11 protein-coding genes are annotated in these 14,324 nt (G+C 64.5%); 4 read left to right on the forward strand and 7 right to left on the reverse strand.

The window, feature by feature from the left end:
* The first annotated feature begins 70 nt into the window (after positions 1-70).
* Positions 71-1,384: a serine hydrolase gene (locus GBB11_RS07790; protein ID WP_151550246.1), complete on the forward strand. Its 1,314-nt coding sequence runs from the start codon at positions 71-73 to the stop codon at positions 1,382-1,384.
* Here the strand turns inward: GBB11_RS07790 and GBB11_RS07795 are convergent.
* The 5 genes from GBB11_RS07795 to GBB11_RS07815 form a co-directional block, all read right to left on the reverse strand.
* Entirely contained in the window at positions 1,381-2,286 is a 906-nt protein-coding gene (locus GBB11_RS07795) for an RDD family protein (protein ID WP_151550247.1), read from the reverse strand. The two genes, GBB11_RS07790 and GBB11_RS07795, sit on opposite strands and share 4 nt — an antisense overlap.
* Positions 2,286-3,392 (reverse strand): YihY/virulence factor BrkB family protein, encoded by a 1,107-nt coding sequence (locus tag GBB11_RS07800; RefSeq protein ID WP_151550248.1) that lies wholly within the window; start codon positions 3,390-3,392, stop codon positions 2,286-2,288. The genes GBB11_RS07795 and GBB11_RS07800 overlap by 1 nt, the downstream gene beginning before the upstream one ends.
* Positions 3,393-3,528: 136 nt before the next feature.
* The gene (gene yhjD, locus GBB11_RS07805; protein ID WP_151550249.1) at positions 3,529-4,605 is read right to left on the reverse strand and encodes an inner membrane protein YhjD; all 1,077 of its coding nucleotides are present in this window, start codon (positions 4,603-4,605) and stop codon (positions 3,529-3,531) included.
* Between the two features lie 36 nt (positions 4,606-4,641).
* A complete protein-coding gene (gene trpS / locus GBB11_RS07810; RefSeq protein ID WP_151529555.1) occupies positions 4,642-5,685 on the reverse strand; it encodes a tryptophan--tRNA ligase in 1,044 nt (347 codons plus the stop codon).
* Between the two features lie 92 nt (positions 5,686-5,777).
* Positions 5,778-6,689 carry an exodeoxyribonuclease III gene (locus GBB11_RS07815; RefSeq protein ID WP_192796400.1) on the reverse strand — a complete coding sequence of 304 codons (912 nt, stop codon included), beginning with the start codon at positions 6,687-6,689 and terminating at the stop codon, positions 5,778-5,780.
* Positions 6,690-6,783: 94 nt separating this feature from the next.
* Here GBB11_RS07815 and GBB11_RS07820 point away from each other — a divergent pair, with 94 nt between their 5' ends.
* Positions 6,784-8,028, forward strand: coding sequence for an FAD-binding oxidoreductase (locus GBB11_RS07820; RefSeq protein ID WP_192796396.1), 1,245 nt, complete (start codon positions 6,784-6,786; stop codon positions 8,026-8,028).
* On the opposite strand, the gene GBB11_RS07825 is transcribed toward GBB11_RS07820, so the two are convergent.
* Positions 8,025-9,257: an MFS transporter gene (locus GBB11_RS07825; RefSeq protein WP_151550252.1), complete on the reverse strand. Its 1,233-nt coding sequence runs from the start codon at positions 9,255-9,257 to the stop codon at positions 8,025-8,027. The genes GBB11_RS07820 and GBB11_RS07825 overlap by 4 nt on opposite strands.
* A 201-nt stretch (positions 9,258-9,458) precedes the next feature.
* Here GBB11_RS07825 and GBB11_RS07830 point away from each other — a divergent pair, with 201 nt between their 5' ends.
* Positions 9,459-11,669 (forward strand): NADP-dependent isocitrate dehydrogenase, encoded by a 2,211-nt coding sequence (locus GBB11_RS07830; RefSeq protein ID WP_151550253.1) that lies wholly within the window; start codon positions 9,459-9,461, stop codon positions 11,667-11,669.
* Between the two features lie 79 nt (positions 11,670-11,748).
* Here GBB11_RS07830 and GBB11_RS07835 read toward each other — a convergent pair whose 3' ends face one another.
* Positions 11,749-13,413, reverse strand: coding sequence for an FAD/NAD(P)-binding protein (locus GBB11_RS07835; RefSeq protein WP_151550254.1), 1,665 nt, complete (start codon positions 13,411-13,413; stop codon positions 11,749-11,751).
* A 122-nt stretch (positions 13,414-13,535) separates the two neighbouring features.
* On the opposite strand from GBB11_RS07835, the gene GBB11_RS07840 reads away from it, so the two are divergent.
* Positions 13,536-14,306, forward strand: a complete 771-nt coding sequence (locus GBB11_RS07840; protein WP_192796397.1) for a YwqG family protein — start codon at positions 13,536-13,538, stop codon at positions 14,304-14,306.
* Positions 14,307-14,324 lie beyond the last annotated feature (18 nt).

Genomic DNA, 14,324 nt, shown 5'->3' on the forward strand with positions numbered 1-14,324 from the left:
TCTAAGGTGACACCAGCGTCGCCGCCTCCCACCTCATGGGTGGCCTCGTGCAATAGACTATCGGCCTATCATGGCTGAACATTTTTCCCGCGCTTATCGACGCCTCCCCGCCTGTCTTCTCGCGCTCTCTTTATGCACCACCGGCGTGCCCGTGTCCTGGGCACAGAAGGAGACCACCCCCTCCACCTCAGAGACAACGCAGCGAACCACCTCGCCGAATACGGATGATTGCCCGCACGCCACGACCCCACCGCCCCCGGTGGATACCTCAGAGGAGCCGAAACCGGGGCAGAGCTCCCCGGCGCCGCTGCCGGTGCCGGCGATCAATGCCGGCGGGCCGAAGCTCAACGAGTGCGGTGTCATCGCCGCCGCGGGCTTCACCGTGCCCCAAGGCAATACCGCCTCGAGCTGGATTGTGTTCGATCTTGACTCCGGCGAGGTGAGTGCCGCGAAGGATCCGCACGGCCGCTACCGCCCGGCCTCGGTGATTAAAGCCTTGCTGGCGCTGGTGAGCATCACGAATCTCGATCTGGATAAGAAGGTGACCGTCTCGCCGGAATCGGCCGGTATCGAGGGCTCGGCGGTGGGTATCGGCCCGGATGGGGTGTACACCAATCGGCAGCTCATCAGCGGCCTGCTCATGGCTAGCGGCAACGATGCCGCCCACGCCCTCGCCCAAGAGCTCGGCGGCGATCGCGTAGCACTCGAGAAGGTCAATGCCCTCGCCCAAGAGCTGGGGGCACGCAATACGCGCGCCGCCACCTATAGCGGACTGGATGGCCCGGGCATGTCCACCACGGCCTTTGATTTGGCGCTCATTTATAAGCAGGCGTGGGCCAATCCGGTATTCGCGGAGATCGTACGCACGCGCTCTATCGATTTTCCCGGCTGGGGCGACTACGAGGGATTCGAGGTGTGGAACGATAATCAGCTGCTGTCCAAGCATGAGGACTCCCTCGGCGGCAAGACCGGCTATACCGATGATGCCAACCACACCTTCGTGGGCGCGCGGGAGGTCAATGGGCGCCGCCTCGCCGCGGTGATCCTGGATGCCACCGTCACCCCGACGAAGCGTGCCTGGCAGATGGCCGATGATCTCATCGACGCCGCGGCCGACACCCCACCCGTTGCCGAGCCGGTCGGCACGGTGGCTGCTGCGGCCGAAACGAGCTCGGTGGAGACAAGCACCCCCTCAACCACCGGCACTGCCAGCGAGGACGCCGCCGCGACGGAGCCGGAACCTGCCGGCCCATCGCGGGGCGCGGACGTGGCCTTGGTGGCGGCGTTTCTCCTCGGTCTTATTCTCGCCGGAGTGGTCGGCGTGACTGGGGTGCGCTCGCGGCGGCGCCGTCGGGCGCTCCTGCGCCCCCGCCGCCGGCGCTAGTTATCCTCCACGAAGCGCTTGCGCACGACCTCGCCGTGCACGGACTCGTCGTGCTTACCCACATAGCCACGCTGCTCGGTGATGGTGTATTTGTAGTAGGCGCCAGCGACGATAGATACCACCTCGCCGCCTGGGACAGCGGCGAAGAACTTCCACCAGGAACGCTTCAACGACTGCCCCAGCGAGAGATTCTTGCCGGTGCGCACATCCTTCGTGCGGTATCCGGCGGCGAGTTTCACTGGGGTGCCGCCGAGGAGGGTTTCGGAGCCGCACACATAGACCAGCATGACCACGAGGGTAATGAGGACGCTCACCAGGGCATCCGAGTCGGAATAGCCAAAGACCCCTTGTATCGCCTGCGCGCACAACTGGGCAACAAACCAGTCGCCGACTCCTAGGATCAAGCGCGTTCCCTGCCCTGGCCGGCGCTCATCGGGGCCGCCAGTGCTATATCCCTGTGCGGGGACAGGCTGCTGCGGGCCCTGCGGCGCGACCCCGTAGGTGGGGGAAGACATATTCGGCATTCCCGGCACCCCAGCGGGGCCTGCCGTGGTGACTCCCGGCCTGGGCTGCGGCGGCATCGCTGCCTGCGAGCCGAAGTGGGTACGGGTGCCGAGATCATCGGGCAGCTCGCCGATCTTGGCGAGGGTGTCGAGCTCAGCCCAGCTACACGGCTGGCCGAGCGCCTTCTCGTCATATTCCCGCTGTGTGTCGGCATCATCCATGATTTCCATGAGGATACGCACCTCGCGCCGCGGTGATTGTTCTTCCGCCAGCCCCTCAAGCTCTAGTTCGGCGTCGATGGTGCACAGCCGCACGAGGGCTCGATCCGCGTCATGATCGAGGTCCAGCAAACGGTAAATGTCCACCACTGGCTCGGCCATAATGTGCTGGTAATTCACTAGTGTTCTCCTTTGGCACGATCGTCAGTTCTAGAGTAGCGCAGCCACCGGACACCCACGGCCGCTGCGGCGGCGCCGGCGCACAGGAGTGCGAACACGGTGGCGATCGGGGCACGGCGGACACGCACCCCCACCGTGTGCAGCACGGCGGGTTGGGGTGCCTCCAGCTCCACGAATTCGCGGGCGCCATCGCTGGTGGCCGACCACGAGGTGCACAGCAGCACGATCTGCCAGACGATAAACAGCAGCACCATGAGCGCGATCACGGGGCCGAAGACCACCCCCGCCGGATAGTTGAAGAAAAAGATGGCGATGGCGCTGGCGGCGCGTTTGAAAAGCTCTAGAATCACCGCTCCAACGAGGGCCGGCTGCCATACCAGCGACCACGGCACAGCCACGGTGGGCACGGCCTTCATAATCCACGCCAGGGCGATGATATTCGCCAGCACCGCCACGGCCACCGCGGCTAGGCTCAATCCCACGCCCACGCCAGGCACATGGGTCAATCCGAGATAGGCGACAATTCGGTCAGCCACCGCACTCGTCTGCACGGTGGTGACACTAAAGGCGATGAGCAGCACCACCATGAGGCCGATGAGTTCCACTAGATCGCGCAGCTTGGAGATGAAGAAATTGGGGCCGCGGGCATCCGCCAGCCACACCGCGCTGGTGCCGAAGCGCAGGTTCACCATCCAGTTCGTGCCCGTCCACATCGCCGTAAAAGCACCCAGCCCCAGCACCATGCTGCGCTGGTCCATGGCCTCCATGATGAGGGACATGAAGGGAGCAGCGGCGTCGCCGCCTAAGTATTCGCGGAGGAAGCTATCGATGCCGTCGATCAGTCGCGGCTGGCTATTGAGCACGAAGCCGGCGGCGGCAAAGACGAGCATGAGCAGCGGGACGATGGACATCACTGAGAAGTAGGTGATGGCGGCACCATACTGCCAGCCGCCGCAGCGGATATAGCGATCGATCATGCGCATGGTGTGGTCGAACCACGGCCACGCGGCGCGGCGCGCAGCCCACAACCGCGGCGGGACGGAATCGGCGCGTTCAATGCCGAATTCATCCTCCGCCGCGGGATTCGGTGAGGTTAATGCGGCCACCTGGGTGTGCTCTCCATCCGTCTCGCTGAGCAGACCACTGGCAGCTTAGCAAAGACTGAGAAACAGCACAGTCCGCCCATCGCAGAGAACAGGGCCCCGTCCACGCTGGATGAACGAGACCCGAGAGGCTGAGAGTCTATTTGCCGCCGAAGATCGCGGCAAGCAGGCCGCCAGCCACAGCGCCCGCGCCGACAATAGCGGCGGTCGAGGATACCGCGCTTTGAGTGCGCACTTCGCGGCGCACGCGGATCACGGCCGGCTCTGGCACGTCATAGTCCACCAGCGCCAAAGATTCCTCGGTGGTAGCCGCCCACGCGGAGGAATACAGCAGGATACGCCAGACGAAGTAGAGCAGGGCCATCACACCGATGATCGGCCCGAAGGTGGCGCCGGCCGGGTTGGACAGCGCATTGGAAAAGAACAAGGAACCGAACTGCTTCAGGATTTCGAATCCAATTGCGCCCAAAAGAGCGGCCTTCGCGCAGGATTTCAGCGGGGTCTTAGTGCGCGGCATGAACTTCACCAACCAGAAGAACACGAGGTAGTTCGCCAGCACACCGACGACCACGGCCACCACATAGGTGATGTAGCTGATGCCGGGGACACCGCTCAAGCCCACCCGTTCCAGCAGCGTGGCGGTCAGCCCCGAGGCGCCCACGGCGGTCACACCGAAGGCGAGCACCAAGGCCAGCAGCAGGGTGATCAGGCCGACGAAGTCGCGCAGCTTATTCACCAGGAAGTTGCCACCCACTGGGTTGAGCTTCCACATCTTGGACACGCCATAGCGCAGGTTGTGCATCCAGCCCAGACCGGACCACAGGGCCGTGAGGGCACCGATTCCCGCCACCGAGCCGCGCTGTTTCACAGCGGTGTCCAGGATTTCGGTGAGAGTCTCGGACATGGAGCCGTCCACCGATTCGGTGATGCGCTGTTGCACCTCGCTAAGAAGCTGCGGGTTGCCGGCGAGCACGAAGCCGAGGGCGGCGAAGAGCAGCATGAGAATGGGGAAAATTGACAGCACCGAAAAGTAGGTGATGCCGGCGGCGTATTGGTTGCCACCCATCGAGGAATAGCGCTCCTGCATGCGCATGATGTGATCGAACCACGCGTGCTTGGCGCGGAAAGCGGCGAGAGCGCCGACGTTGTCGTCGTTGGTGCGCTCGATGCCGTGCACGTCGGTGCGTGCGGGGTTAGCGGTAGTGCGTGCCGCCATAAATGGTGTCTCCTCAGTCTCTTTTATGCGTCTCGCTTAGCGACGCTGTCCTGCCAAAAAGCCCACCCGCTCGTAGACATCGTCCAAGGTGGATTCGGCGATCTCGGAAGCCTTATCGGCTCCCTTGGCCAGGATATTTTCCAGCTCGCCGCGATCAGCCAAGAAGCTATCGAAGCGCTGTTTGAGCGGGGTGGTGAACTCCTCCAGCGCGGCGGCCGTATCCGTCTTGAGCGCGCCATAACCCTGTCCAGCATAACCGTTCACCAGATCCTCGATGCTGGTGCCGGTCAATGCCGATTGAATCACGAGCAGGTTGGACACGCCCGGCTTGGCCTCGCGGTCATAACGAATCTCTCCGTCATTGTCGGTGACGGCGGACTTAATCCGCTTGGCGGAGACCTTCGGCTCGTCGAGCAGGTTGATCAGACCCTTGGGGTTGGAGCCGGACTTGCTCATCTTCGAGGTGGGCTCCTGCAGATCGTAGATCTTGGCTGCGCCCTCGGGGATGAAGCTCTCCGGCACCACGAAGGTCTTCTTGTACTTGGAGTTAAAGCGCTCCGCGAGGGTGCGGGTGAGCTCGAGGTGCTGGCGCTGATCCTCGCCCACCGGCACCAACTGGGGGCGGTAGAGCAGGATATCGGCGGCCATGAGCATGGGATAGGTAAAGAGACCGGCGCTGGTGCGGTCTTGGCCCTGCTTGGCGGACTTGTCCTTGAACTGGGTCATGCGGGAGGCCTCGCCGAAGCCGGTGAGGCAGGTGAGCACCCAGCTCAGCTCGGCGTGGGCGGGCACATGCGATTGCACGAAGAGGGTGGACTTTTCCGGGTCAATGCCCAGCGCCAAGAGCTGCGCGACACCCTTGATGGTGCGCTCGCGCAACTCCTTCGGATTCTGCTCAACAGTAATGGCATGCAGATCAGGGATGAAGTAGAAGGCGTCATAGGAATCCTGCAGATCAATCCACTGCTTCAGGGCACCGAGGTAGTTACCGAGGTGATAGGAGTCTGCGGTGGGCTGAATGCCGGATAGGACGCGTTGCTTCTTCTCTGGTCGTGGGGTGGTTGAGCGAGAGTTTTCCATAGTTTAATAATCCTACAACCCCCGCTCGCGCCCCGCCTGCACCCGGCTCCTCCTAGCCCCCTCTTAGGCTTCTCGACGCTTCACTCACGCCACTAGACCGCGTAGCACACATTCAGCGGCGAGTGATCGGACCACCGCAGATTATAGGCATCGGCCTTATCCACCCAGCAGCGCTCGGCGCGCTGCAGCATGGCGGCGGTGGCCGCCTGGTAGTCGATGCGCCACCCGGCATCGGTGTCGAAAGCCTTACCGCGGTAGGTCCACCACGTATAGGGGCCGTCCACATCGCCCTCAAGACGGCGGGCCACATCGAACCAGGCGGGATCGGTGGCCGGCTGCCGCAGCGGCGCCGCCGAGGAATAGTTCACCGCGCCTGCAAAGCTGCCGTGGACCTCCACCTGGCTCGCCCCATCGGGGAAGGTGCCAAAGACCGAGTCCATAAAGGCCCGCTCGTCCGGCAAGAAACCGGACTTCTTCTTATTGGCTTTGTCATTCTTCAAATCCTGGGCGCGGTGGCAGATATTCCAGTCGCCGCCGATCACCATGTCCGGGTGGGTCGTGGCCAGCTCCTCCAGCAGGGGGCCGAAGGAATCGAGGAAGGCGTATTTCTCATCCTGCTTCTCGGTGTCGGCCGCGCCGGAGGGCAGATAGAGCGAGGCCACGCGCAGCGACTCCAGGGGAGCGTCGATAAGCGTGGCAGCGATGAAGCGGCCCGAGTCCTCGAAACCGGGAATGCCGATCTCCACATCACCCAGCTCATAGCGGGAAAGAATCCCCACCCCGGCGCGCCCCTTGGCGGCGGCCGGCGCGGTGGCGAGATGCCAGCCCGAATCCAGGGCCGGGGCCAGGGCGGCGCGGGCCTGGGTGTCGTCGGCGCGCACCTCCTGCATGAGCACCACATCCACCCCGGCGGTCTCGAGCCAGGCGAGCATGCCGCGGTTGTCTTCGGAGCGCTGCTTCACTGCGGCGCGGATGCCATTGACGTTGACAGAAGAAATCGTGATAGCCATAGCCCGCAATTCTATCGTGGCCATCTCCCCAACCCCGCCGGTAGCATTAGTTTCACACTCAAAATCCTCACACAGAAAGGTGGTTACCATGGCAACACAGCAGGTTCTCGTCGCAGGAGCGGGGCTGGTGGGGCTGTGTACCGCCTTTAGTCTGGCGCGTGCGGGCCATGCGGTCACCCTCATCGATAGGGGCCGGATAGGCTCCGGGGCGGCGCGCGGCAACGCCGGGGAGATCACCCCGTTGCAGGCGCTGCCCATGCCCGAGCCGGCGCTGCTCAGCCAGCTGGCCGAGGGCGTGATCTCGCAGCGCCACTACTTCACCATCGCCCCGTTGGCGCTGCCGCGGCTGGCAGTATTTGGCCTGCAGTTCCTGCGCAACTGCACAGCGTCGCGGCTGCAGCGCAATACGGCGGCGCTGGATCAGCTGGTGCGCCAGGCGATGGCCGCCTATGACTCTTTTCACCGCGATGGCCTCTCCCTCGCTGGCGGCGGCTGGGGCTATCTCAATGTGCACTCCGATCCTGCGGCACTGCGTGTCTTCCGCGAGGCCCAGGTTGCGCGCGCCCGGCATCTCGGGCTGGAGGAGCCCGGGCCGATTCTGAGCCGCGCCGAGCTGGAGGAGCCGCTTCTGGGCGAGGAGATCACCGCCGGCTATCGCATCCCCACCGAGCGCTATATCGATCCGGATCTCTTCTGCACGGAGCTGCACGCCGCCCTCACCGAGCTGGGGGCGAGGATCCTCCCCCACACCGAGCTACTCTCCCTCGACTCCACCCACGCCACCGTCCGCACCGGCCACGGGGTGGAGACCATCGGCTTCGATAAGGCGGTCGTCTCCACCGGCGCCTGGCTGAACCGGCAGCTCCGCGGCATTCCAGGGCTGCGCTTCTCCGCCGTCACCCCGGGCACCGGCTATAGCTTTCATGTGGAGATGGATCCGCTGCCGCGCAGCCTCGTCATGGGACTGCATCGCAAAACGCTGATCGTGCCGATGAGCGGCAGCGCCCGGGTGGTGGGGCTGATGGATTTCGGTTTCCGCGTGGAGCGTTTCGAGCGCCACCGCATGGATTTTCTGCGGGAACAGGCCGCGCGTTTTATCACTGGCCTGGACACGGCCCCGATCTCGCGGGAATGGACCGGCCCGCGGCCGATGACCCCCACCGGGCTTCCTTATATCAGCCCGGTGCGGGCGCAGCCGAATATCATCGTCGCCGCCGGGCACAATATGCACGGGCTCACCCTCGGCCCGGTCACCGGCGAGATCGTTAGCGCGCTCGTCGCCGGCCGCGATCCGGGCATCGATATGCGCCCCTTTGCCCTGCCGCGCTTTTAGCGCTGCTCGCTTGTCGACGCCATCCTGGCGTCTTCCGCCCGCTTCAGGCGATAGGCCAGCGCCCAGGTGCACACACCCAAGACCGCCAGTCCTGCACCGGCCAGCGCGGGGGCGGCATAGGAGAACCCGGCACCGATCACCGCGCCACCCAGCGCCGCGCCCAGGGCGTTGGCGGTGTTGAGCGCGGTGTGGTTGAGCGAGGCCGCCAGCATCTGCGCCTCGCCGGCATTGTCCATGAGACGAATCTGCAGGATGGGCACCAGCGCGCTGGCGGCGGTGCCGATGAGCACGAACACTGGAACGGCCAGCCACACATGCTGCGAGGCGAGATAGAACAACGTCATGAGAATGGCGGAGGCGCTGAGCGCGCCCATGATGCCCTTTTCGAGGTTCCAATCGCTGAGCCGGCCGCCGATAACATTGCCGAGCAGCTGGCCGAAGCCGTAGACCATGAGCACCAGCCACATCCAGTGCGGGTTCAGCCCCGCCCGCTCCGTCATGGTCCAGGTGATATAGGTGTAGACGGCGAAGTTGCCGCCGAAGCCGATGGTGCCGATGAGCAGCGTCAGCCAGATCTGCGCCTTCGCGAGGGCCCCGAGCTCGGTGCGGGGGCTGGTCGGCGGCATCTCGGTCATGTGCGGCATGAGGAACCACAGCGCCACCAGGGTAATCAGCCCCACCGCCGCGACTAGGGCATAGGCGATCTGCCAGCCGAAAACCGAACCCAGCGCCTGGGCGGCGGGCACGCCGGCCACCGTGGCCACCGAAAAGCCCATGCCCACATAGGCGATGGAGCGGCCCCGCTGCCCCGCCGGCGCCATGGAAGCGGTGGCCAGCGCGGTGATGGAAAAGTAGGCGCCATGCGGCAGACCGGCGACGAAGCGGGTGATGAGCAGCATCGCATAAGAAGAGCTGAATACCGTGACCGCGTGGGAGATAGTAAACGCCGCCATGAGCAGAAGCAGCAGCCGGCGCCGCGGCATGAAGCCGGTAAACAGCGCCACCATCGGGGAGCCGACCATCACTCCCAGCGCGTAGACGGAGATGACCGTGCCGGCCTTGGCCTCACTGATACCGAAGTCAGTGGCGATCAGCGGCAGCAAACCCATGGAGGCGAACTCGGTCGTGCCGATGCCGAAGGCGCCGAGCGCGAACGCGGCCATCACGATATAGCGGCGAGCATCCGAGATCTCGGTTTGGCGCGGCAGCCTCTTTGTCCGACGCAGCAACAGCTCTTCTCCTTTCCCACACTGGGGTGCAACACGTAGTACGAACGTTGAGACACTACACCTTTATGGCCACAATGCAATCCGGACAGCTGGGTATGGATCAGCCGTGGGATCCGGACGCCTTTTTACCCCCACGGGAAAAGAGAACGGGTATCGTAGACGGCTGTACTGTTATTTCTTCAACTCATATATAGGAGACGCATGGCTAAGATCATTTACACCCGCACCGACGAGGCCCCGCTGCTGGCCACCTACTCACTCAAGCCCGCCGTAGAGGCATTCGCAGCGACCGCCGGTATCGATGTGGAGACCTCCGACATTTCCCTCGCCGGACGCATCCTCGCCCAGTTCCCCGACTATCTCGGCGAGGACCAGAAGGTCAATGACGCTCTCGCTGAGCTCGGTGAACTAGCCAAGACCCCGGAAGCCAACATCATCAAGCTTCCCAATATCTCCGCCTCCCTGCCGCAGCTGCTGCGCGCCATCAAGGAGCTGCAGGACAAGGGCTTCGCCCTGCCGGAGTACCCGGACAATCCCTCCACCGATGAGGAAAAGGACATCCGCGCCCGCTACGACGCCGTCAAGGGCTCCGCGGTGAACCCGGTGCTGCGTGAGGGTAACTCCGATCGTCGCGCCCCCATCGCCGTGAAGAACTTCGTGAAGAAGTACCCGCACCGCATGGGCGAGTGGTCGGCCGACTCCAAGACGAACGTGGCCACCATGGACTCCGGCGACTTCCGCCACAACGAGAAGTCCGTGATTATGCCCGCCGCCGATTCCCTCACCATTAAGCTCGTCACCGACGAAGGTGAGCAGGTACTCAAGGACAACCTGAAGGTCCAGGAAGGCGAGGTGGTGGACGCCACCTTCATGTCCGCCAAGGCTCTGGACGCCTTCCTCACCGAGCAGGTGCAGCGCGCCCAGGACGAGGGCGTGCTCTTCTCCGCTCACCTCAAGGCCACCATGATGAAGGTCTCCGACCCGATCATCTTCGGCCACGTGGTGCGCGCCTTCTTCAAGGATGTATTCGCCGAGCACGGCGAGGTGCTGCTGGCCAACGGCCTGAACGGCGAAAACGGCCTCGGCGCCATCCTGGAAGGCCTCGACTCCGTCGAGGGTGGCCAGGAGATCAAGGCAGCCTTCGAGAAGGCTCTCGCCGAGGGTCCGGACGTGGCCATGGTGAACTCCCACAAGGGCATCACCAACCTGCACGTGCCCTCCGATGTGATTATCGACGCCTCCATGCCGGCCATGATCCGCACCGCCGGCCACATGTGGAACAAGAACGACGAGGAGCAGGACGCCCTCGCCGTCATCCCGGATTCCTCCTACGCTGGCGTGTACCAGGCCGTGATCGAGGACTGCAAGGCCAATGGCGCCTTCGATCCCACCACCATGGGCACCGTCCCGAACGTGGGCCTGATGGCACAGAAGGCTGAGGAGTACGGCTCCCATGACAAGACCTTCAAGATCGAGGCCGACGGCACCGTGCAGGTCGTTAATTCCGCTGGCGAGGTGCTCATGGAGCACGAGGTCGAGGCCGGCGATATCTGGCGCGCCTGCCAGGCCAAGGACGCCCCGATCCAGGACTGGGTAAAGCTGGCCGTGACCCGCGCCCGTCTCTCCGGTATGCCGGCAGTGTTCTGGCTCGACCCGGAGCGCGCCCACGACCGCAACCTCACCGAGCTGGTGAAGAAGTACCTGGCCGATCACGACACCGAGGGCCTGGATATCCAGATCATGTCCCCGGTCGAGGCCACCACCTACTCGGTGGAGCGCATCCGTCGCGGCGAGGACACCATCTCCGTGACCGGTAACGTGCTGCGTGACTACAACACTGACCTCTTCCCGATCCTCGAGCTGGGTACCTCCGCGAAGATGCTCTCCGTGGTGCCGCTCATGGCAGGCGGCGGCCTCTTCGAGACCGGTGCCGGCGGCTCCGCCCCGAAGCACGTGCAGCAGCTGGTGGAAGAAAACCACCTGCGCTGGGACTCCCTCGGCGAGTTCCTGGCTCTGGCTGAGTCCTTCCGCCACGAGCAGCAGTCCAATGGCAATGACAAGGCCGGCGTGCTGGCCTCCGCTTTGGACAAGGCCACCGAGACCCTGCTGAACGAGGGCAAGTCCCCCTCCCGCAAGGTCAATGAGAACGACAACCGTGGCTCTCACTTCTGGCTGACTCTCTTCTGGGCCACCGAGCTGGCACAGCAGAGCGATGACGCGGAGATCGCCGCGACCTTCAAGCCGGTTGCCGAGGCCCTGCAGGAGGCCTCCGAGGAGATCCACCAGGCTCTCATCGACGTCCAGGGCGAGTCCGTCGATCTGGGCGGCTACTTCGCCCCCGATGAGGAGAAGGCCAACGCTGTGATGCGTCCGGTCGCTCGCTACAACGAGATCCTCGACACCCTGAAGTAAGCACAGCGTAGAGGCCCACCGCCGCAGAGATCCTCCTCCGCGGCGGTGGGCTTGTGCCGTGTCTGGGCGCCTGCCCGCGCTAGGCCATAAAGCGGGCGGCAATATCGGCGGCAATTGCATCGGCGCGGCGCAAAATCCCGTGATTGCTGCGGGCTTGGGCGGTTTCCGCCACCGGCCAGTGCAGCCCCGCCACCGAGATGCCGAAGGCATAGAGGCTGGCCCAGGGCTGCCCATTGGCGGGGTGGATCACCCGCATCGTCTCCTCCGAGATCGCTAGGGCTCCGGTGGCGGCCGTACCAGAGGCATCCTCCAGCACCATCTCCATGGCCAAGTCCTCCGCCAGCAGCTGCTGCATGAGCGGATCGGCACTCACCGACACATCGGGGTTGGGCTGGCGGGCCTCGATACACACCCGGCTGTGATAGCGCTGCGTGGCGTTCATCCGCGAATAGCCCACAAAGCCCTCCGGGGCACTGGGTTCTACATAAAAGCCGGGGCCGGGCAGGGTGACGATGCCGGCGTCGATAAGCGCATCGAGCTGCGCGAGACGGAACTGCGGCGGCCCCTGGAGATTCGCGCTATTGACCCCAGTGAAGAAGTCCTTAAAGTGCGCCGAGTAGCTGTGCGCGGAGAGCCGTCCTGCGCCCACGGCCTGCTCGATCACCGGCCAAGTATCGCGAATCGGGTCAAACCACGAGGCGTCCTCGGTGAGGTAGGTGTGCAGCCACTGCCGCCACTGCCCCATGTCCACTGCGGGGTCGATGATCTTTTGCCAATCCACATCGGGATAGTGGGCCTCCACCTCGGCGGTGATGAGCGGCCAGATATCGCGCATGAAATCGATCGGCGGGGTGAGATCCGCAATCGCCTCCGGGGTGAGCACCTGCGGCGTGTACTGCTGGAGCAGGTTCCGCTTGCCGCGATAGGGCAGACCACTTGGGGAGCCGGCCACAATGTGCGGCTCCCGCCCCGAAGGCTCATAGCCCGCCGCGGTGAAGCGGCCGCCGCGGCCTTCAGTGAGGGCGGCCATATAGTCAAAAAAGGACAACCCCACGCCCTTAATCAGCACCGTTTCACGGGGCTCTAGCGTCTCGAGCTCCGCGAGGTGATCGGCGGCATTAGCGGGGTGGATGTGCAGCGTGTTGGTGATCCCGAGCTGCGCTAACGCCTCGTCGAGCTGGCGCACATCCGGCGGCAGCAGGGCGGGGATATGGCCGAGCGTGAGCACGCAGGCGTCCACGCGAATCGATTCCGCCTCATCGGCGAAGTCAATCTGCCAGCCCTCGCCGAAGCGGTGGACGCGGCGGGCCCGGCGCGTATGCACCCGCACGCCCGCGCCGTCGAGCTGGGAGAAACGCCACTGCAGATACAGGCCATAGAGGGGCCGGCTGGCGGGATCCGCGGCCGCAAGCCGTGCGGCTTCCTGCTGCGCCCACTCGCCGGCGAGCGCCAGCCACGGCTCCGCGGCGGCGCTATGGGCCCATTCATAGAGGGTGGGTCCCGTGCAGAGCGGGCCGCTCAGCTCCACGGTCTCGTCCACGAAAGCCGTGACTTCCCCACTGGCGGTATTCATGAGCATGAGCGGCGACTGCTCGGGATTCCACACCGCACCGGAGCCGGGAGCGTACTCCTCGATCACCTCGATGCACAGATCCTGCACGCCGCGCTCCTCGGCGAAAGCTGTGAGCCTTTCCAGCACCGCCAATCCCCGCGGGCCACACCCAATGATCGCTATTCGAGCCATAGGGCCATTGTATTCCGCCTCCGCCTCGACTTCGTACACGTGTTCCCTAGCGCTCGACGCCACGGCACCCTAGCATGAGGCGCACCACAGTATTGAGCGAGCGCTTTAGCGGAAAGGACCCCATGAGCAGTGAATCCAAGCGCCTCCTCGCGCATATCACCGAACGCTCCACCCTCCCCTCTATCGAGATTCAGCTGCGCGGCACTCCGCAGACGCTGAGCGAAAGCACCGTGGGCGGCCAGCCCTATCTGGACCCTGGCGAAGAGGCGCCGGTGGGCCAAGACGGCGCGCCGCTGGTATTTCTGGCCCAGCTCAACCTCGCCGAGCTTCCCGACAATGATCTGCTGCCCGCCACCGGCCTGCTGCAGTTTTTCATCGGCGGCGATGACCTGCTGGGCATGCACGACTTCGACAATATCCGGCGCAATAACCACTGGGTGATCTACCGCGAATCCTTTGATTCCACCGTCGACAGCAGCGCCTATACCCTGCCCGCCGCGGCCCACACCCCCTTTACTCGCAGCGAGGGCGTCGGGATGGACTTCGAGCTCGTCCGCCAGCCCATCTCCACCGAGGACCATCGCTTCGAGGATGCGGTGGCGGACGCGGAGGAGGAGCTGGGCATCGAGGTTGATGCTGCCGGCATCGGCGAGCTCGTGGATCAGCTCCGCGATAGCCACACCACCGGCGGGCACCGTATCGGCGGCTATCCCTTCTTCACCCAGGCGGATCTGCGCACCCCGGAGGATGAGCTCGATGTGCTGCTACTGCAAATCGATAGCGAGGGGCCAGTGATGTGGGGCGATACAGGCGTGGGGGCGTTTTTCATCTCCGCTGCGGATCTGCGGGCCCGCGACTTCTCCCGCGTCGGCTATAGCTGGGACTGCTACTAGCCACGCGCTGAGGTGCTC

This window comes from Corynebacterium sp. 74A (genome assembly GCF_008930665.1).
GTDB lineage: Bacteria > Actinomycetota > Actinomycetes > Mycobacteriales > Mycobacteriaceae > Corynebacterium > Corynebacterium megadyptis.

Bases quoted from the DNA above. Each gene is read 5' to 3' on its own strand.
- GBB11_RS07790 (WP_151550246.1), top strand. From the start codon at position 71: ATGGCTGAACATTTTTCCCGCGCTTATCGACGCCTCCCCGCCTGTCTT.
- yhjD (WP_151550249.1), bottom strand. From the start codon at position 4,605: ATGGCGGCACGCACTACCGCTAACCCCGCACGCACCGACGTGCACGGC.
- trpS (WP_151529555.1), bottom strand. From the start codon at position 5,685: ATGGAAAACTCTCGCTCAACCACCCCACGACCAGAGAAGAAGCAACGC.
- GBB11_RS07820 (WP_192796396.1), top strand. From the start codon at position 6,784: ATGGCAACACAGCAGGTTCTCGTCGCAGGAGCGGGGCTGGTGGGGCTG.
- GBB11_RS07830 (WP_151550253.1), top strand. From the start codon at position 9,459: ATGGCTAAGATCATTTACACCCGCACCGACGAGGCCCCGCTGCTGGCC.
- GBB11_RS07835 (WP_151550254.1), bottom strand. From the start codon at position 13,413: ATGGCTCGAATAGCGATCATTGGGTGTGGCCCGCGGGGATTGGCGGTG.
- GBB11_RS07840 (WP_192796397.1), top strand. From the start codon at position 13,536: ATGAGCAGTGAATCCAAGCGCCTCCTCGCGCATATCACCGAACGCTCC.